The following is a 21,306-nucleotide window of genomic DNA, read 5'->3' as shown; positions in this document are numbered from 1 at the left end:
TCAAGTATCTTAACAATAAAACCAACATGATTAAAAATTAAAAGGTCGCCTAAATTGTTTTTAGACGACCTCTTTTAACATTTTTAAAAATAGAGCTTATTCAATAAAGACCACCTTTTCATCCACATCTATATGGTCATTGTACCTAAAAGGACGTTTAGTGCCTGCGCCATCAACAATAACTAACGGAAGTAATGTCTTGTTTTTGCTAAACTGAGATTTAACCCACTCACGAGTTCCTGTTTTTTTAGTAATTATAATTTCAACTTCTTTATAGTTTGAATCTTGTATTTTTTGTATCCACGGCTGTAAATCCACTTTACTTGAAAATAAGGTAGAAGCTGACACAGAACTCAAAAGGTTGATGCTTCCACCTTCTCCATTGTTTGGAGAAATAACTACAAATTTTTCGGGTATAAAAAAGACGTCATTAACGAATTGAGATGCCAACAAATTAATTTCATTGTTTACCGTTAAGGCTATAAAGGTTCTGAAATCTTTAACAGCGGCTTCGTTTAGTGTCGATTCTTCTAAAATGTTACCATGTATACATTCAAATCCTTTACTTTTTGCATTTTCACAAATACCTTTGTTCGCATCTATAAAAACCACCTTGTTTGATTCCGATAAATGCTTTCCTAATAATAAAGCAACTGGGTTTGCTCCTAGAATAACGTGTCCTTGTCTTGAGAATTGTTTTACCAATTCACCTCGTTTTTTTAACCAATTTGTTGTCCAAGTAAGTAGAATAGGAACGGAAAGCGTAGTTAAAATAGCCATAAATACAAGTATGGAAAATATTTCTTGGGTGATAATACCTTTCTGTAGACCAATACCCGCAATAACAATTTCTACAGCGCCACGTCCGTTCATTCCAGTTCCAACAGCTAATCCTTCTCGCCAACCATTTCCACTAGGTAAATAAAACAAAACCGTACCAAGTATCTTTCCAATAAAGGCGACACCAACAATTAATAGTAGAAGTTCTAAATCTGTTTTAAAAACATCTAAGGTGACATGAAAACCTGCCGTTACAAAAAAGATAGGAGCCATAAAACCGATAGAGACATCATGAAAGACTCGTGTAATGTCTTTGGTTATTTTTTCATGAAAAACACCACCTTTTATAAATACACCAGCAATAAAGGCACCTAAAATACCGTGTAGTCCTACGAGTTCTGCTAATTCAGAAAGACCAAAAACAATAAGTAGTAGTAATGTAAAATAAGTTGTTCGGTTCTCTATGTTTCGGCTTGCCATCCATTTTCCAATTCTTGGAAGTATGTAAAGTCCGAAACCAGTAGCAAATAAAAAAAACACTATAATTTTACCGGCAATGAGTAGAATCTCAGACATATTTACGGCGCCTACATCAATAAAACTAGATAGTCCAGCAAAAATGATTAAGGCTAAGGTGTCAGATATTAAAGCTCCTGCCATTAAAACATAAGCAATTCGTGTGTCCAATAAACCTAAATCAACTAGAATACGACTTTTGGTAGCCAATGACGTAACTCCAACTGCAATACCTACAAACAGGCCTGCCATACTAGTGCCGCCAGTAAGGGTGACGACGTAATACCCCAAGGCAAATGGCACAACAAAACCTCCAATTGCAGCAAGAAGTCCTGCCCAAGAAGCTTTACCTAAGTCTTTAAAGTTGATTTCCATTCCTATGTAAGCCATGAGGAGAATAACGCCAGCTTCGGATATAATAACTAAAGTGCTTGAGGTTTCTACAAGGCCTAATAACGAAGGGCCAATAATAACACCTATTAATAGCTCTCCTAAGATTGCAGGGTATCCTATGCGTTTAGTTAACGCACCAGCTCCCCAAGCAGCGAGCAGTACAATGAATAAGTTTAAAATGTCAAATCCTTCCATAAAATTCTGAGTTTATTGTGAATGAAATTTCTTAAATATCGGATTTTTTTTTCAGAATCTTTAATGAAGACCTAATTTTAAGAGTCGTATTTTGAAATATTAATAGGCTTTAATATTTAATGATTTCACTGTTAAAGAGCATATATACCTTAGTAGAAATAGAAAAAGTAATAAGTCTATAATGTTCTTATTAGTCTTTTGTTTTGCTCTTAGGAATAATGTTAAAACGTAATTATGGTCTTGGGTTTTTATCGTAAACGTGAATTGTATGGCTAGATTATTAGTTGAATTATAACCATACAAATTTGCTAATTGGCACTACATATATTGCTTCATCCGTTTATTTAATTATATTAGAGCCTTAACATATATGAATTTAGTTTTTTATAAACTAGATATAACTTCTTTAGAGTTTAGGCGAAATGAATTTAATTAAAAGTGTTTTCTACGTTGTATTAGTTGTCATTATTTCCGTAACTAGTTATGCTCAAGAAATTCCACCTATTCAAATATTTACACCTCAAGATTATGGTGCCGAAGATCAAAATTGGGCAATAGACCAATCGGAAAACAACTATATATATGTTGCCAATAATGAGGGCCTTTTAGAATACAATGGTGCTTCTTGGACGCTTTACAATTCGCCTAATACAGGTATCTTAAGATCAGTGAAAGTTGTAGGAGATAAAATATATACAGGAGGCTATATGGATTTTGGGTATTGGACCAAAAATAAGCAAGGTCGATTGTTGTATACCTCTTTAACTGATAACCAAAAAATATCAATAAAGGAAGATGAAGATTTTTGGGGCATTATTGATCTTGAAGGTTATGTGTTATTTCAGTCTTTTGAAAGAATTCATATCTATAATATTGCAGAAAATAGTTTCGATATAATAGGTTCTGATGCCAGAATCAATAAAATGTTTAAAGTAGAAGAGACTATTTATTTTCAGAAAACAGAAAAAGGTGTTTTTAGGATTGAAAATGGGGAACAAACCTTAGTTATTTCAACTACGGCTATTGAGAATAATGAAATTGTTAATATGTTCCCTTTAAACTCTGGCTTGTTACTACAAACAAAAGAACAAGGTTTTTATGAATTTAGTAATGGCGAAATTAAACCGGTGGAGCAACATCCAGAAAGTGTATTACCTAATTTAACTATTTATTGTAGTTTAAGGCTTAACGACGGTAGTTTTCTCTTGGGGACTATTGGTAATGGTCTTGTTCATGTGGATATAAATGGTAAAGAGTTATTGAAAATTAATCAATCCGATGGATTGAGTAATAATACTATTTTATCTATTAAGAATGATAACTATGGAAATATTTGGTTGGGTTTAGATAATGGTATAAACATTATTAACTTTAATTCACCTTATAAGATATACGTAGATAATGAAGGGGTTTTAGGAACAGTTTATACAGCAGCAAAAACAGACGAATATCTGTATTTAGGTACTAACCAAGGCTTGTTTTATAAGCGTATAGGTACAAATGAAAAATTTAGTTTTATTGAAGGTACAAAAGGGCAGGTGTGGAGTTTGGCTAGTGTGCAAGGGGATTTGTTCTGTGGTCATGACAAAGGGACATTTTTAATTAATAAAACTATTGCAAAAGAAATTTCTAGTGAGATAGGGACGTGGTTAGTAAAAGAGATGGAAGGTTATCCTAATCTATTAATTCAAGGTAATTATAAGGGCTTAAATATCTTAGAGAAAGTTGATGGCACTTGGAGGTATAAAAATAAAATAGAGGGGTTTGATATCTCTTCAAGATATTTTGAATTGATCAATTCTCATGAGTTATTGGTAAGTCATGAGTATAAAGGAGTATATAAGATTAAGATTGATAAGGATTTTCAAAAAATAATAGACTATAAAAAGATATCTGTTAATAAGGGTATTAAGTCTAGTATTGAAAGTTATAATAACAAAATTCTCTATAGTACTAAAGAGGCGGTTTTTGATTATGATGTTAAAAATGAGTCCTTTAAAAAAGATTCAGCTTTAAGTAAGTTGATTAGTGGTGATAATTATGTGTCAGGTAAGCTCATTAGTGATATTGCAGGGAACAAGCTTTGGGCATTTTCAAATGATGCGATAATTTATATTGAGCCAGGTAAGTTATCTATAGAGCCAAAAGTTAATATTATTCCTATTTCTAGTGAGTTGCGTAAAAGTAAAACAGCTTATGAAAACATACTTGATTTATCAAACAACAATTATTTGTTTGGAACAACCGAAGGGTTTCTCATTGTTGATTTAAACAAAATAGAGAATGAGGCCTTAGATATCAACTTAAATAGTGTTGATTATGGTGAGGATCCTAGTGAGTTGTTGCCATTGGATTTAGTTGGATCTTCTACTGTGTTTAAAAATAAAATAAACAATATTAAGTTTAATTACAGTGTCACAAATTACAATAAGCTTTCCTCTTCTAAATATCAATATAGGTTGATTGGGATTTATGATAATTGGAGTAGTTGGTCTAGTAATTCAGACGTGTTTTTTAAAAATTTGCAGCACGGTGATTATACTTTTGAAGCACGGGCAATGACAGATAGAATTGTTTCAGATAACATGCTATCTTATACCTTTACAATTGAAAAGCCGTGGTACCTAAGACCAGTGGCTATTATTTCTTATGTTGTTTTTGCGTTACTTTTTATTTATGTCTTGTATTATTTTAATAGGAAACATTACAAAAAACAACAACAAATACTTATTGAGAAGAAGGAAAGACAATTGAAGATGGAGCAATTAGAAAGCCAGCGTCAATTAATTCAGTTTAAAAATAAAAATTTACAACAAGATATTGATAATAAAAACAGGGAGCTTGGTATGGCAACTATGAATGTTGTAAAGCGAAATGAGTTATTAAATAATATCAAAACAGAGCTGTCAAATAGCAAATCACTTACAGAGGTAAATAAGGTCGTTAAACTTATTAATTCTAGTATCAATGATACAAATGACTGGGAATTGTTTGAGGAAGCTTTTAATAATGTAGATAAGGACTTTATGAAGAAAATAAAATCACTTCATCCATCTATAACTCCAAATGATTTAAGGCTATGTGCTTATTTGAGATTAAACCTTTCTTCTAAGGAAATCGCACCACTTCTTAATATCTCTCATAAAAGTGTAGAAGTAAGGCGCTATCGTTTGCGTAAAAAAATGGGCTTAGAACACGAGCAGAGCTTGTCTAACTATATAATTGAGTTATAGCACCCATACATCCTGTTTTTTCACCTATACATTACCTATACAAAGGCGTATTATTGATGTTTTTTAGTTAAAAATGTTAATTGTCATTATTCGCTAATCTTATTAAGAATTCAGTAAAATACGCACTTTCAAGTTGTGATATTATTATTATTTAGTGTCTTTATTTGTGGTGTATGTTTTTTGTATGGTCTTCTTTTAAGAAATCATTAAGAATTTACATTAGTTTGCATCATCTAAACTTTGAACTATGAAAATAAAACTTTTCGCGCTCTTTGCTTTCGTTTTAACGATCGCTGTAAATGGGCAAAATGTAGATGTTTCAGGAACGGTTACCGAAGCTTCTTCGGGTCAGCCTCTTCCGGGAGTAAACATTATCCTTAAGAATACATCAAGAGGAACAACAACGGATTTCGATGGAAATTTTACACTAAATGATTTGGCTCTTAATTCTGTAGTCGTAATTTCTTATATAGGATTTATATCTCAAGAGATTACAATTAAGGATAATCAACCTTTAGTGATATCACTTAAAGATGATACCGAATCTCTAGAAGAGGTCGTAGTGATTGGTTATGGTACACAAAAGAAACGTGACATTACAGGTGCGGTTTCAATTGTAGATGCCAAAACATTAGAGGAACTTAGACCTGTTAAAGTAGAACAAGCACTTCAGGGTACGGTCTCTGGTGTTAATGTAACTTCTCAATCTGGTGCGCCTGGTGCAGGATTAGATATTAGAATTCGTGGTATCTCTACAAATGGAACAAATGGTCCTCTAGTAATCATAGATGGTTACCAGGGGGATTTAGGGATATTAAATCCTAGTGATATCGAAACGATAACAGTTTTAAAAGATGCACAAGCTGCGATTTATGGAACTGTTGGTGCAAATGGTGTTGTTTTAATTACAACGAAAACAGGTAAAAAGGGTGGTAAGACACAAATCTCTATTAATAGTTATGTAGGTTTTCAAGAAGCTACACGCCATCTCTCTTTGTTAAATGCTACAGAATACGCCTTAATCTTAAACGAAAGTTATGCAAATGGCGGTCAGGCATTACCTTATGCTAATGTTTCTGGTCTTGGAGAAGGAACAGATTGGCAAGATGAGGTTCTTAATACTGGTGTTCCATTAGTGAATCATGATTTTAGTGTTTCTGGTGGATCAGATAAAATAACGTATTCAATAAGTGGTTCGCATCTTTACCAACAAGGTATCGTGGCTCCTAAGAAAACGGATTTTAGAAGAAACACAGCAAGAGCATCTATAAGAGCAGACTTATCAGATAAATTTAAATTAAGTACTAATGTTACTTATACCTATTTAGATAGGGATTCTGTTAACGATTTTGGACTAGGTTCAGTATTGTTTAATGCCTTAAACACACCTAGTACATATTCAGCTTATGATAATAATGGTGATTTTACCTTAATTCCAAGTACACCTGGATTAGGAATTGAAATTATTAACCCATTAGCACAAGTTGCGAATACGTATAACGATTATGATTTAAAGAAATTAAACGGTACCCTATCTTTAGAGTATCAAGTTTTAGATAAATTGAATTTAACGGGAAGAATTGGTTTTAATACAGCTAATAGTGAAAGTAAATCATTTTCGAAAATTGTAGATTATGGGGGTAAGGTTTTTGACATTGGTAGAAGTAGTGTTGCTCAAAATGCTATAAACGACAATGATTATTCTTTAGATATCTTTGCAACTTACACAGACACATTCATAGAAAATCACAATGTTACACTAACAGGTGGTACTACTGTATTTAAAACATTTGGTAATGGTTTATTTGCTACGGGTTACGATGTTCCAAATAACTCATGGGATTTTGCTGATATAGCTTTAGCTACAGGTACAGGTGGAGATGGTGTAAGAGATGTTGGTTCTTATGCATATGATGAAAGACGTTTATCTTTCTTTACGAGATTACAATATGATTTTAAAGGAAAGTATTTATTCTCTGCAATGTTACGTAGAGATTCTTCTACAAAATTTGGACCTGACAATAGAGTCGCTTATTTTCCGTCAGCTACAGCTGGTTGGATAATTTCAGATGAAGCGTTCTTTGGCGATTCTAATATGTTTGATTTTATGAAACTTAGAGTTAGTTATGGTATTCTAGGTAATGATCAAATTCCAAATAATGGCTATGTTGGTCAATTAAGTGGTGAAGCAACCTACCTTTTTGATGATGTTTTAACTAGTGGAACAGCGATTGGTCAATTACCAAATCCCGAGTTACAATGGGAGGAAGCTAAAAAGTTTGATATCGGTTTAGATTTTAGATTACTAAGTAATAAAATAGATATCACAACAGATTACTTTATAAACAAGCGAGATAATCTATTAATCTCTAATATTCCGGTTTCTGGTATTACTGGTGTTTTTGCACCAGGTGGAGCGGCTCCAACAGTTAATGCTGGTGCTGTTGAAAACAAAGGATTCGAATTTGCTATTAATTACCGAGATAATTACTCTGAGGATTTTAGTATTTCTACAAGCTATAATATTACAACATTAAAAAACACAGTAACTGAAGTAAACAATAGTACAGGTTTCTTAGAAGGAGGAAGCTTTGGTGTAGGTCAGCCAACCATTTCAAGAATGGAAGCTGGTCAGCCAATGGGTTATTTCTACGGTTATAAAACGGACGGTATATTTCAGAATCAGTCAGAAGTAAATGAGCATCCTTCTCAATTAGCTTTAGGAGCTGAAGCTTCGCCTGGCGACATAAGATTTGTAGATGTTAACAATGATGGTGTTCTTGATGCGGATGATAGAACAAATCTTGGAGATCCAATTCCAGATTTAACGATGGGGCTTAATTTAACCTTGAACTACAAGAATTTTGATTTCACCGCATATGCGTTCGCATCTATTGGGAATGATATGGTAAGAAATTATGAGCGTACTGTAACTGATGTTAACAGATTAAATTATGTGTTAGACAGATGGACAGGTGAAGGAACTAGTAATACGGTGCCAAGAGTAACCACTGCAGCAACAACGAATAGAATTTTTTCAGATTTCTTTGTTGAAGATGCCTCTTACCTAAGAATTCAAAATGTCCAAATTGGTTATTCACTTCCTGCTAGTGCTATAGAAAAAGTAGGTATCACTAAAATGAGAGTGTATTGTGGTGTTAATAATTTATACACATTCACAAAATATAAAGGATATGATCCGGGAGCGACTAGTGGAGCACCTATAGGGGGAGGTATTGATTTTGGTTTTTATCCAATACCAAGAACATATTTATGTGGTGTAAATCTTAATTTTTAAAAAAAATTTAAAATGAAAAATAATAGTATAAAAAAACTCATCGCTATAGTTATTGTAGTGTTTGCGTACCAATCCTGTTCGGATGATTTTATAGAAAGAGTACCTGTGTATTCAATTGATTCTGAAAATTATTTTAACTCAGAAGATGATTATTACAATGCATTAATCGCAAGTTACGATTTGTTACAAGCTACATATGTTAACGCTATGTTGGGTGAAATAGCTTCAGACAACACGTTATGTGGAGGTGGGGATGCTACTGATGTTATTGGTTTTCAGCAGGTAGATGATATGATTCATACCTCAGTAAATAGTAACCTTAGAGATATATGGAATTGGATGTTTGCAGGAGTTAATCGTGCAAACTATCTATTAGAATTTCAAGACAAAACAGATTTTGAAGGCAAAGAGATTATTATTGCTGAAGCGAAATTTTTAAGAGCTTATTATAACTTTGAATTGGTAAAATGGTTCGGTGGTATTCCTATAAAGGTTGATCAACGTTTTGCTTTAGGAGATGAAAAAATTATACCAAGATCTTCAACTGAAGAAGTGTATGCGTTAATTGAATCAGATTTGCAATTCGCAATAAATAATTTGTCATATACAGCACCTCAAGTAGGGCGCGCGACTAAAGGATCAGCTCAAGCTCTACTAGGTAAGGCATATTTGTATCAAGATAAATTTACAGAAGCAGCTTCTGTTTTAGATAATTTAATTATCAATGGACCTTATGATTTAGTAGAAGATTACGATTCAATTTTCGAGCATTTAGGTGAAAACGGTGTCGAGTCTGTATTTGAAGTTCAATATACAGATGTAGAAGGAGCTGGTTTTGACTGTTTACAATGTAGTGAAGGAAATGTGGCTGTTGGATTTAATGGTATTAGAAACTATAATGGACCTTTATTTGATTCAGGTTTTAGCTTTAATGTGCCAACACAAGACGTTGTAGATGAATTTGAACCCGGAGATTTAAGAAAAGATGTTGCAATTTTAGATATCGAAAATTGGGCAGCTACAACTGGTGCTACTTATGGTACAGGTTATGAGCATACTGGTTATTTTAATCGAAAGTATATTGCTCGTAAGGGAGATTTAAATACGGGCGATCAAAATTTAACAAACCCAAATAATTACAGATCTATCAGATTTGCAGATGTATTATTAATGGCAGCCGAAGCGTTTAACAGAGGTGGTATTAATGATGGAAAAGCACAACTTTATTTAAATAGAGTTAGAAATAGAGCATTTGGAAATACAGATAATGAAGTTAGTGTTACAGGGTCGGCATTAACAGAAGCTATTTATCATGAAAGAAGAGTTGAGTTGGTCGGAGAAGGACACCGCTTTTTTGATTTAGTGAGAACTGGTAGAGGTTCTGAAATTGATGGGTTTACACCAAATAGAAATGAATTATTCCCAATACCACTTGAAGAAATTCAATTTGCTAATGGCAACTGGGAGCAAAATCCTGATTATTAAAAAAAAGAAGCATGAAAATAATAAAACACACATTAAGATTATGTCTTTTAGTAATGGTTTTTTATGGCTGTTCTGAAGATGATGCAAACACTAGTTTTGTAGATGCAATTGAAGCTCCTATTAATATTTCAGCTAATGTTGTAGTTACACAAGATAATACTGGTTTGGTTACTATAACACCTTTAGGTGAAGGAGTGTCAAAATTTGAAATTAACTATGGTGACGGATCTGAAGTTTCTGATCCAATAAATCCAGGTAATAGTATTAACTATACTTATGAGGAGGGAACTTACGATGCTTCTATAATAGCTTATGGGTTAAATGATTTATCTACTGTAATTACGCAAACTATAGTGGTGTCTTTTCAAGCACCAGAGAATTTAGTTGTTACAATTACGAATGATGCAACACTTTCTAAAACGGTAAACGTTACAGCTTCAGCGGATTTTGCTATATTTTATGAAGTGACATTTGGCGAAGACGATACAGTAGAACCTACTTCAGTTAATATTGGCGAAACGACATCGTATACATACCAAGATGCAGGTACTTATACCATCACAGTTGTTGCTATGGGAGCGGCAATAGAAACTACAAGTTATACTGAAGAGTTTGAAGTTACAGCTATTGTACAGCCTTTAAGTTCTGCGCCAACTCCGCCCTCAAGAGCAGAGAGTGATGTTATTTCTGTATTTAGTTCTGTTTATACAGACGTTCCTGAATCGGATTATTTTCCAGATTGGGGTCAAGGAGGTTGTTGTGGTAGTGGATGGTCGCTATTTGATTTAAATGGAGACGATATGCTACAGTATTCAAACTTAAGCTACCAAGGAAATCAACTAGGTAACCAGGTAGATGTGTCTCAAATGGAATTCATTCATTTAGATGTTTGGACTGCAGATATATTAGAAACCATAGAAATTTCTTTAATAAGTATAGATGAAACTAATGGAGAACGTCCTGTAACTGTTGAGTTAACACCAAATTCTTGGACAAGTATCAATATTCCAATTTCAGAGTTTACAGATCAAGATGGCTTTACAGTAAGCGATATACACCAATTAAAATATGTAGGTACCCCTTCTAGTGAAGGAACTGTATTTATAGACAATATCTACTTTTATAGAGCAGCAACGCAACAATTGTCAATAGCTGGTACATGGAGAGTTGCTGCAGAAGCAGGCTCATTTGCGGTAGGGCCTAGTGTTGGTGATACAAGTTGGTATTCATGTGATGATGGATGTGTAGAAGCAAGAGCTTGTTATTTTGATGATTCCTATGTATTTGGATCAAATGGTTCTTTTGCTAATATTTTAGGATCACAATCATGGATTGAGCCATGGCAAGGTGGTGAAGATAATTGTGGTGCACCAGTAGCACCTTATGACGGAAGTGGGACTGCAACTTATACATTTGACTCAGAATCAGGTGCCTTAACCTTAAATGGTGTTGGAGCTTTTATCGGATTACCTAAAGCGAATAATCAAGGAGAGCTACCTAATGTAGCTGTTCCAGAATCTATAACTTATACAGCTACACTTTCTAACAATAACGAAACAATGAATGTTTATATTGAAGCTGGTGAAGGAGTGTTTTGGCAATTTAAATTGGTAAAAGATGGTGTTCAAGATTCCCCAATTACTGGAACTTGGCAAATGGCTGCAGAAGCAGGATCATTAGCAGTTGGACCACATGTTGGTGATACAAGCTGGTATTCTTGTGATGACGGCTGTGTTGCAGATAGAGCTTGTTATTTTGATGATACGTATGTATTTGGATCAGATGGTTCTTTTACAAATGTTGTTGGGGCAGAAACATGGATAGAACCATGGCAAGGTGGTGATGACGATTGTGGAGCTCCAGTAGCACCTCATGACGGATCAGGATCTGCTTCGTATTCTTTTGATTCAGGATCGGGTACTTTAACCATAATGGGTGAAGGTGCTTATATCGGATTACCAAAAGCAACTAATCAAGGCGAATTGCCAGATGTGGCTGTTCCTAGTTCTATAATCTATACCGCAACACTATCAGATAACAACACTACAATGCATGTAAATGTTGAAACTGGTACTGGAGTGTTTTGGCAGTATAAGCTTGTTAAAAATTAAAAACTAAAACTATGAAAAATATAAAATATACTTTAATAAGTTGTCTAGCTGTTTTATTCGTCGTAATGGGCTGTGAAGAGGAAGATGCAGTTTTTGGAGATGTAATAGCGCCGACTAACTTGGTAGTAACTGCTGATGTTGTAGGACAAGATTCAGATAATCCAAATGGGGATGGTAGTGGTGTTGTAATTCTTACGGCATCTGCAAATAATGCTATAAATTATAAGTTTGTTTATAACGGTACACAATCAAATGCTCCTTCAGGATCGGCTGAAGCTTTATTTACAACTTTAGGATTAAACACCTATGATGTAAATGTTATTGCTTATGGAACAGGTGGAGTAACTACAACTACAACTATAACTGTAGATGTATTAGCAACCTATTTGCCACCACAAGAACTAGTTGAAAAACTAGTTGGTGATGGTTCAAAAGTTTGGAGACTAAAATCAGAGACTCCTGGCCATTTTGGTTTAGGTCCTGTTGGTGGCGTAATACCTGCAGAATGGTATGCTGCTGGTCCAAATGAAAAGGTTGGTGTTGGTATGTATGATGACCGCTTTATATTTGATGCTGATGGAACATATAATCACATTACAAACATTACAAACGATGATACTGCAGGGACCGTATTTGGACGTGGTGGATTAGTTAGTGAGTTAGGTCCTGGTGGAACTGCAAATGGTGACGATGTTGAAAATGTACCTTATGATGATTATTCTGAGAGCTATGTTTTAGTAGCACCAAATGGAGTTGAAACCATAAACCTAAGTGGTTTAGGATTTATATCGTATTACATAGGTAATCATAGTTACGAGATTTTTGATAGATCTGTTCCTAACGAGATAACATTAAAAGCAGCAGATGCTAATGGTGATTTTGACTGGTGGTTTATATTAACATCAGAAGACGAATCTAACGGTGGAGACTTTAGTACAATTTACACTGATTTAGTTTGGTCAGATGAGTTTGATGTAGATGGCGCACCTAATGCTGCTAATTGGACATACGATCTTGGCGCAGGAGGCTGGGGAAATCAAGAATCTCAAACATATACGTCTAGCGATGAAAATGTAATTGTAGAAGATGGTTTCTTAAAAATTACAGCGAAATCTGAAGGAAGTGGTTATACATCAGCACGATTAAAATCTGAAGGTTTATACGATTTTACCTATGGAAGGGCAGAAATAAGAGCAAAACTACCGAGTTCTATTGGTACTTGGCCAGCGATTTGGATGCTTGGTTCAGATTATCAAATAAATACTTGGCCAGGATGTGGTGAAATTGATATTATGGAGCAAAAAGGACAGGATAAAAATACAGTTTTAGCAACTGTTCATCATCCTGCAGTATCTCCAGGTGCAGGTGACTCAGGAAGTACTCAAGTGGTAACTTCAACTACAGAGTTTCATAATTATACTGTTGAGTGGACTCCTCAGTTGATTACGTTTTTAATAGATGATGAACCTTTTCATACTATTGTTAATTCTCCAGATTTACCTTTCGATAGTGACTTTTTCTTCATTCTAAACGTAGCGTTAGGTGGAACTTTAGGTGGAACAATCGATCCAAGTTTTACAGAAGATAGTATGGAGATTGATTATGTAAGAGTGTATCAATAACCCAAGTTACTATTTCTAAAATAAAATTTAAGAGCAGTCTAATATTGTAAATCATAAAAAGGTTGAGCTATACTGTTCAGCCTTTTTTTAATCATTATATACATTACGGAAACTATTTATAAAAAATAAATCTATTTGTTTTATAAAATTTTCGATTGAATTAATTAAAGTACTAATGACAAAAAATCCCATATACATCGGAAATAAAATAGCTTCAAATGATGACTTTGAAGTTAATGGAGAACTTGTAAAACTTCATAATGAAGATTATTACAAAATCTCTAACAGTGATAAAATGAGACCATTTTTTATGAGTTTAGTAAGTAACTCAAATCATTGGTTATTTATTTCTAGTAATGGTGCCTTAACTGCTGGTAGAAAAAATGCAAACAATGCCTTATTTCCATATTATACAGATGATAAAATAACGGAATCATTAGAGACCACAGGTAGTAAAACGATCGTTCAGGTTCATAAAGATGGTAAGACGTTTTTGTGGGAACCGTTTTCAAATCGCTATCAAGGTGTCTATACTACCAAAAGAAATCTTTATAAAAACAGTTTTGGGAATAAAGTTGTTTTTGAAGAAACTAATGATGATTTAGAGCTGACGTTTAGATACGAGTGGAATTCTAGTGACCAATTTGGTTTTGTTAGAAAAGCTAATATTTTAAATAATTCAAGCAAAGAAGTTGAGATCACCATCTTAGATGGTATTCAAAATATCTTGCCTTATGGCTTAGCTTCAGATTTTCAAAATGCAACAAGTAACTTAATTGATGCGTATAAAAAGTGCGAATTAGAAGCAGATTCCGGAATCGGGATTTTTGCATTAAGCGCTATAATTGTAGATCGAGCAGAACCAAGTGAAGCGTTAAAAGCGAATACCGTTTGGTCTACTGGCTTAGACAAACCTACACATTTAATATCGTCATTACAGTTAGATAATTTTAGAAACGGTAAAACGATTACTGAAGAAAAAGATATAAGAGCAGAAAAAGGTGCGTACTTCATTTCTAAGGATTTAAGCTTAGAAGCAAATGGAGAACGCAGTTGGATGTTTGTTGCAGAAGTTAACCAAACGATAAGCTCAATTAATAATATTTCTGAAAAACTAAAAAGCAATACTAATCTTGAAGAACTAGTGCAGCAAGATATAGATGCTGGTACAAAGCATCTTTTAGAATTGGTTGGTGCTTCAGATGGTATTCAACTCGGAGATGATCAATTAAGAAATACGAGACATTTCGCCAATACACTTTTCAACATCATGAGAGGTGGAATTTTTGATAACGACTACAAAATTGAAAAAGAAGATTTTGTAAACTACATGGCTAAGGCTAATGTAAAAGTGTCAAAGAGTAAAGAGGATATCTTAAATAATTTACCAGAAGTTTTTAATGTAGATGTAATAAAAGCGATTGCAGATAACGATAATGACAGTAATTTTAAACGCTTGTGTTACGAGTACTTACCATTAAAGTTTAGTAGAAGGCATGGAGATCCAAGTAGACCTTGGAACAAATTTTCTATCAATACACGTAGTGAAGTTGATGGTTCTAAAATCTTAGATTATGAAGGTAACTGGAGAGATATCTTTCAAAACTGGGAGACATTAGCGCATTCATATCCTGCTTTTATGGAAGGGATGATTCATAAGTTTTTTAACGCCACTACTTTTGAGGGGTACAATCCTTACCGTGTTACAAAAGATGGATTCGATTGGGAAGCTATAGAAGAAGATGATCCATGGTCCTATATCGGATATTGGGGAGATCATCAAATCATCTACTTATTGAAGTTTTTAGAGTTTATTGAAAATCATTATCCTAATAAATTATCAGATAGTTTCACACAAGATATTTTTGTGTATGCAAACGTCCCTTACAAAATTAAGAGTTATCAAGACACCTTAAATAATCCAAAGGACACTATTGATTTCGATTACGAATTACACAATAAAATTAACTTAGTAAAAGAGAGATTAGGTGCAGATGGTGCTTTATTAAGAGATGGAAATTACTTCATCCATAAAGTCAATTTAATCGAAAAACTTTTAGCTACGGTTTTAGCTAAAGTGTCTAACTTCATTCCAGAAGGAGGAATTTGGTTAAATACACAGCGACCAGAGTGGAACGATGCCAACAACGCTTTAGTTGGTAATGGGGTCTCTATGGTAACCTTATATTATTTAAGGCGATTTATCAATTTTTTTGAAGGTATTGTTGAGAAGTCATCAGAGACTGAATACAAGTTATCAATAGAATTAAAAGCTTTCTTTGACGGTGTTGTATCAACATTAAAAGATAATGAAAGCGTACTATCTGGTAGCGTTTCAGACACAGAAAGAAAAACAATTTTAGATGGATTGGGGTCTGCGGGTAGCGATTATAGATTAAAAATCTATGAAGCAGGTTTTACCAGTGATAAAGAATCAATTTCTAAAGAAAATTTGTTAGAATTCTTTACAGTTTTAAAACACTATTTAGACCATACTATCAAAGCAAACAAGAGAACAGACAACTTGTATCATGCTTATAATCTAATGACGGTTAAGAGTGATACAGAAGTATCAATTTCGTACTTGCCAGAAATGTTAGAAGGTCAGGTCGCTGTTTTAAGTTCAGGTTATTTAGAGCCAAAAGACGCTTTAAGTGTATTAGATGCTTTAAAAGCGAGTGCTTTATTTAGAGAAGATCAGTACAGTTATATCTTATACCCAAACAAGGAATTATCGCGCTTTGTAGATAAAAATAATATTCCTACTGCCTCTGTAGAAAATTCAAAATTATTACAACAATTAATCGCGGATCACAATACGCAGATTATTGAAAAAGACATTACGGGTCAGTACCATTTTAACGGTAATTTTAATAATGCAGATAGTTTAAAAGCGGCATTAAAGGAACTGCCAGAAGGAAAGTACAACAGCTTGATTAAAGCTGAAAAATCTTTAGTATTAGACATTTTTGAAGACATGTTCGATCATAAATCCTTTACAGGGCGTTCAGGTACTTTTTATGGTTACGAAGGTTTAGGGTCTATATACTGGCACATGGTTTCTAAATTATTATTAGCAACACAAGAAAACGGTTTAAAGGCTGTAGCCAATAATGAAAGCGAAGAAACTATCGGGAGGTTATTAGAGCATTATTACGAAATAAACGAAGGTATCGGTGCTCATAAATCACCAGAATTATATGGAGCTTTTCCAACCGATCCTTATTCGCACACACCAGGTGGAAAAGGAGCGCAACAACCTGGCATGACAGGTCAGGTTAAAGAAGATGTGTTATGTCGTTTTGGAGAATTAGGTGTCTTTGTTAAAGATGGTAAACTCTTTTTTAATCCAAGACTTTTAAGAACAGAAGAGTTTTTAAGCGACTCAAAAAGTTTTAATTATACAAACATTAATAAAGAATTAAAGACAATTCAATTAGAAAAAGATTCGCTTTGTTTTACGTACTGCCAAGTGCCAATTATATACAAACGCGCAACTATAAATAAAATTGAAGTGTTAAATAATGATGGGTCTACATCAGAATTTAATGATTTAAAACTTGATGTAAAAACAAGTGATAGCATCTTTAATAGAACAGGAAACGTCGATCAAATTATAGTGTCAGTAAAGAAATAATTTAAAGAATTTAGCATGAATAAGAGTTTAAATTTAGCGGTGTATGTTTTTGTGATGCTACTTGTTTTTTCATGTAAGGAAGCAAAAAAGGAAGACGGTAACGCAGAACCAGTTAAAGAAGTGCAAATTTTGAGTGCAAAAGACATATTAGGAAATCCAGACTATTTAGCGATTTCTTACGGAGGCTACAGAGAAAAACAGCGAGAAGTACAACCTACGCTTTCAGAGCTTAAGGAGGATATGAAAATTCTCAGTGCCATGGGAGTAAAAGTGTTAAGAACCTATAATGTTCATTTTGCACATGCGGAAAATGTACTTAAAGCCATAACAGAACTTAAAAAGGAAGATGAAACTTTCGAAATGTATGTGATGCTCGGTATTTGGATTGATTGCGAAAATGCGTTCAATTGGGAAAATGGAGAGCCAAATCATAATGCAGAAAGCGAACGAAATCCTGTTGAGGTAAAAACAGCTGTAGAACTGGCTAAGCAATACTCAGACATCGTAAAAGTCCTAGCCGTCGGAAATGAAGCGATGGTAAAATGGGCTACAAGTTATTATGTAGAACCATGGATTATTTTAAAGTGGGTTAATCATCTTCAAGATTTAAAGGCATCAGGAGAATTACCGGCAGACTTATGGATTACCAGCTCAGACGATTTTTCTTCATGGGGTGGTGGAGATCCAATGTACCATACAGAAGATTTAAAGAAAATAGCCAACGCCGTTGATTATATTTCGATGCATACTTATCCATACCATCAATCGCATTACAATTCTGATTTTTGGAAAGTTCCTGAAAACGAAGCTGATTTTTCTGATAAAGAAAAAATTGATGCAGCCATGCTAAGAGCTTTAGATTTTGCAAAAAGGCAGTACGATAGTGTTTCAAATTACATGACAAGTATTGGTGTAAATAAACCTATACATATCGGAGAAACGGGCTGGGCGTCCACGTCTAATGGTCATTACGGAAAAGATGGTTCTAGAGCGACTGACGAATATAAACTCGGGTTGTATTATAATCATTTAAGAGCGTGGACGAATAAAGAGAAAATTTCTTGTTTCTATTTTGAAGCTTTTGATGAGCAATGGAAAGACGCTCAGAACCCATTAGGTTCGGAAAATCACTTTGGTTTAATCAATTTAAAAGGTGAAGCTAAATATCCATTATGGGATAGGGTTGATGGGGGCACATTTGAAGGTTTAACTAGAAATGGAAAACCAATTACCAAAACTTACAATGGCAACCTCGATGACTTAATGAAAGACGTACGAGTTCCAAATACAGAGTATCCAAAAGACTAAATATGAAAAAAATCGTATTCGTAACCGTTGTTTTAATGGCTTTTATGTCGTGTAAAAACGACACAAAAAAAGAAGCTATATCAGAAGAAGAAACGTCAGTTGTTGATGAGGTTTCTGTTAGTGATGTGGTATCAGTTTCAGGACGACAATTATTGGTGAATGATGAATTTTATTTAATAAAAGGCATCTGTTATCACCCAGTTCCAAAGGGAAGCGTGGTCAAAAGAGATTTTGGTACGCTGACTCAAGATTTAAAATTAATGGTTGAAGCAGGTATCAATACCATCAGAGTTTATTCTCCAATTCAAGAAGAAAGTGTACTTGATGAAATCAATGAAGCAGGACTAAAAGTGATTATCGGATTTGGGTACAAGCAAGGTGGTAAAAATGATATTTTCTCAGGGTCTTTTGTCGATTATGTAAATAAATATAAAAACCATAATGCCATATTAATGTGGGAATTAGGAAATGAATATAACTATCATCCCGAATGGTTTGATGGGGATGTTAAGAATTGGTACAAAGCAATGAATGATGCTGCTGCAGTAATTCATGAAAATGACCCATCGCATCCAGTGGCTACGGCTCATGGTGATTTACCAAATGAATTAGCGCGTTCTATGAGTCCGAATATTGATATTTGGGGAATGAATGTTTACCGATCAGTAAGACCAGAAACCATTTTAAAAGAATGGAAAGAAGTGAGTGAAAAGCCTATGTATTTGGCAGAAACAGGTGCAGATAGCTATATGCAAATTGCTAATGATGGTTATGAGCAAGGCGTCAATGAATTAGCGCAAGCTGATGCAACAGAAATTATTTTGAAAGCGACATTTAATGGTAAAGATATTTGTTCTGGTGTAACGCTTTTTCAATTTACTGATGGCTGGTGGAAAGCCGGAAACAATGAAGTACAAGATACAGGTGGTACAGCACCAAACAGTACAGGCGTCCCTTTTGACGGTAGTCCGAATGAAGAATTTTGGGGTATCGTTGATATTGACAGAAATAAGAAACAAGTATTTGACGTTGTAAAAGACATTTATACGAATGTAGATAAGGAATAATTTTTTGAATATTAATTACACTACTTAATAAGATCGCAAAACCTCATTATTAAACGTTCGGATTGTCCCGTTGAGGGCACTTGAGGGGTGTTTTTTAAGAACGCTCTAAAATTTTTAAAAAAAAATCAATTAACTAAAGCAAAATCAAGATATGAAAACATCAAGATATAGCATATTGCCACTCTTAATTCTAACTTTAATGAGTTGTACTTCCGAAAAAAAAGAAAGTAAAAGCTTAGAGGTTGAAATTTATGAAACGTCAGAAAGCGGAAATAAACTGACTAGAATCACTGCGTTTTCTACAGTAGATTCATCAGCGGTGATAAAATTATTGCCAGAGCAAAAGTTTCAAACCATTACAGGCTTTGGAGGTTCGTTTACAGAATCTTCGGCTTATTTATTAAATAAATTAAGTAAGAAAAACCGTGATACGATTCTTCAAGCATATTTTGGTGAAGATGGTGCACGTTATTCTTTAACAAGAACACATATTGCTTCTTGTGATTTTTCATTAAGCAACTATACCTATGCACCTGTTGCAGATGATGTGGAATTAGAAAGTTTCAATATCGAAGAGGATCGCGATGATTTAATTCCTATGATTAAAGACGCTCAAGCTATTTCTAAAGACGGCTTTCATATTATAGCATCACCTTGGACATCTCCTCCATGGATGAAGGATAACAACGCGTATGTCGGTGGAAAGTTATTGCCAAAATATTACGATGCATTCGCACTTTACTTTTCTAAATATGTTGATGCTTATAAGGCTGAAGGTATTGATATTTGGGGTTTAACACCAGTTAATGAACCACACGGAAATGGGAATAATTGGGAAAGCATGCACTTTTCACCAGAAGAAGAAACAGACTTTGTTCAAAACCATTTAGGTCCAAAATTAGAAGCTGATGGTTTTGGGGAGGTGAATATCCTTGGATACGACCAGAATAGAAAAGGGATAAAGGAATGGGTAGATGAAATGTATAAAGATGAGGCGTCTTCAAAATATTTTGATGGTTTAGCTATTCATTGGTACGAGAGTACGTATGATTATTTTCCTGAAGAATTGCAATATGCACATGAAAAAGCACCAGAAAAATACTTAATAGAAACTGAAGGATGTATCGATTCAGAAATTCCTGCATGGCAAGATGATGCTTGGTATTGGAAAAAAGAAGCTACAGATTGGGGTTATGATTGGCGTGAAGATGACAAGAAATACTTACACCCAAAATATGCCCCTGTTAATCGCTATGCAAGAGATATCATCGGTTGCCTAAACAATTGGGTAGATGGTTGGGTAGATTGGAACATGGTTTTAGACCGTCAAGGTGGTCCAAACTGGTTCGAGAATTGGTGTGTTGCACCAGTAATTGTAGATCCAGATGCAGATGCCGTTTATTTTACTCCATTGTATTACACTATGGCTCATTTTAGTAAATATATTAGACCAGGAGCAGAAGTTATTGGAGTTGATAATGCAGATAAAGATCTAATGGTTACTGCTGCTAAAAACCCAGACGGAACTATTGCTGTAGTCATATTTAATGAAGGTAAAGACTCAAAAGATTTTAGGTTGACTCTAGGGGAGGAAACGGTAAGTGTGAACATTAATCAACAAGCTATTCAGACAATAATAATTCCAACTAAAAACTAAATAA

General features: G+C 34.2%; 10 protein-coding genes. 9 read left to right on the top strand and 1 reads right to left on the bottom strand.

Annotated features, from left to right (window positions below; genetic code table 11):
• Positions 1-96 precede the first annotated feature (96 nt).
• Positions 97-1,884 (bottom strand): cation:proton antiporter, encoded by a 1,788-nt coding sequence (locus tag HM984_RS14750; protein WP_179349712.1) that lies wholly within the window; start codon positions 1,882-1,884, stop codon positions 97-99.
• Positions 1,885-2,306: 422 nt separating this feature from the next.
• Between HM984_RS14750 and HM984_RS14745 the strand changes: the two genes are divergently transcribed.
• The 9 genes from HM984_RS14745 (at position 2,307) to HM984_RS14705 (ending at position 21,302) form a co-directional block, all read left to right on the top strand.
• Positions 2,307-5,117 carry a helix-turn-helix and ligand-binding sensor domain-containing protein gene (locus HM984_RS14745; protein ID WP_179349711.1) on the top strand — a complete coding sequence of 937 codons (2,811 nt, stop codon included), beginning with the start codon at positions 2,307-2,309 and terminating at the stop codon, positions 5,115-5,117.
• A gap of 247 nt (positions 5,118-5,364) precedes the next feature.
• Positions 5,365-8,415: a SusC/RagA family TonB-linked outer membrane protein gene (locus tag HM984_RS14740; protein ID WP_179349710.1), complete on the top strand. Its 3,051-nt coding sequence runs from the start codon at positions 5,365-5,367 to the stop codon at positions 8,413-8,415.
• 12 nt (positions 8,416-8,427) lie between these two features.
• Complete coding sequence (locus tag HM984_RS14735) at positions 8,428-9,900, top strand: RagB/SusD family nutrient uptake outer membrane protein (RefSeq protein ID WP_179349709.1); 1,473 nt, start codon at positions 8,428-8,430, stop codon at positions 9,898-9,900.
• A gap of 11 nt (positions 9,901-9,911) precedes the next feature.
• The gene (locus HM984_RS14730; protein ID WP_179349708.1) at positions 9,912-12,011 is read left to right on the top strand and encodes a PKD domain-containing protein; all 2,100 of its coding nucleotides are present in this window, start codon (positions 9,912-9,914) and stop codon (positions 12,009-12,011) included.
• Between the two features lie 11 nt (positions 12,012-12,022).
• Positions 12,023-13,633 (top strand): glycoside hydrolase family 16 protein, encoded by a 1,611-nt coding sequence (locus HM984_RS14725; RefSeq protein ID WP_179349707.1) that lies wholly within the window; start codon positions 12,023-12,025, stop codon positions 13,631-13,633.
• A gap of 175 nt (positions 13,634-13,808) precedes the next feature.
• Positions 13,809-17,270 (top strand): 1,3-beta-D-glucan phosphorylase, GH149 family, encoded by a 3,462-nt coding sequence (locus tag HM984_RS14720; RefSeq protein ID WP_179349706.1) that lies wholly within the window; start codon positions 13,809-13,811, stop codon positions 17,268-17,270.
• 15 nt (positions 17,271-17,285) lie between these two features.
• The gene (locus HM984_RS14715) at positions 17,286-18,578 is read left to right on the top strand and encodes a glycoside hydrolase family 17 protein (protein WP_179349705.1); all 1,293 of its coding nucleotides are present in this window, start codon (positions 17,286-17,288) and stop codon (positions 18,576-18,578) included.
• 2 nt (positions 18,579-18,580) lie between these two features.
• Complete coding sequence (locus tag HM984_RS14710; RefSeq protein ID WP_179349704.1) at positions 18,581-19,645, top strand: glycoside hydrolase family 2 TIM barrel-domain containing protein; 1,065 nt, start codon at positions 18,581-18,583, stop codon at positions 19,643-19,645.
• Between the two features lie 151 nt (positions 19,646-19,796).
• Positions 19,797-21,302 (top strand): glycoside hydrolase family 30 protein, encoded by a 1,506-nt coding sequence (locus tag HM984_RS14705; protein WP_179349703.1) that lies wholly within the window; start codon positions 19,797-19,799, stop codon positions 21,300-21,302.
• The last annotated feature ends 4 nt before the right edge of the window (positions 21,303-21,306 follow it).

This window comes from Winogradskyella pacifica (assembly GCF_013403915.1).
Taxonomy (GTDB): domain Bacteria; phylum Bacteroidota; class Bacteroidia; order Flavobacteriales; family Flavobacteriaceae; genus Winogradskyella; species Winogradskyella pacifica.
This window is presented reverse-complemented; position numbering and strand designations above follow the sequence as displayed.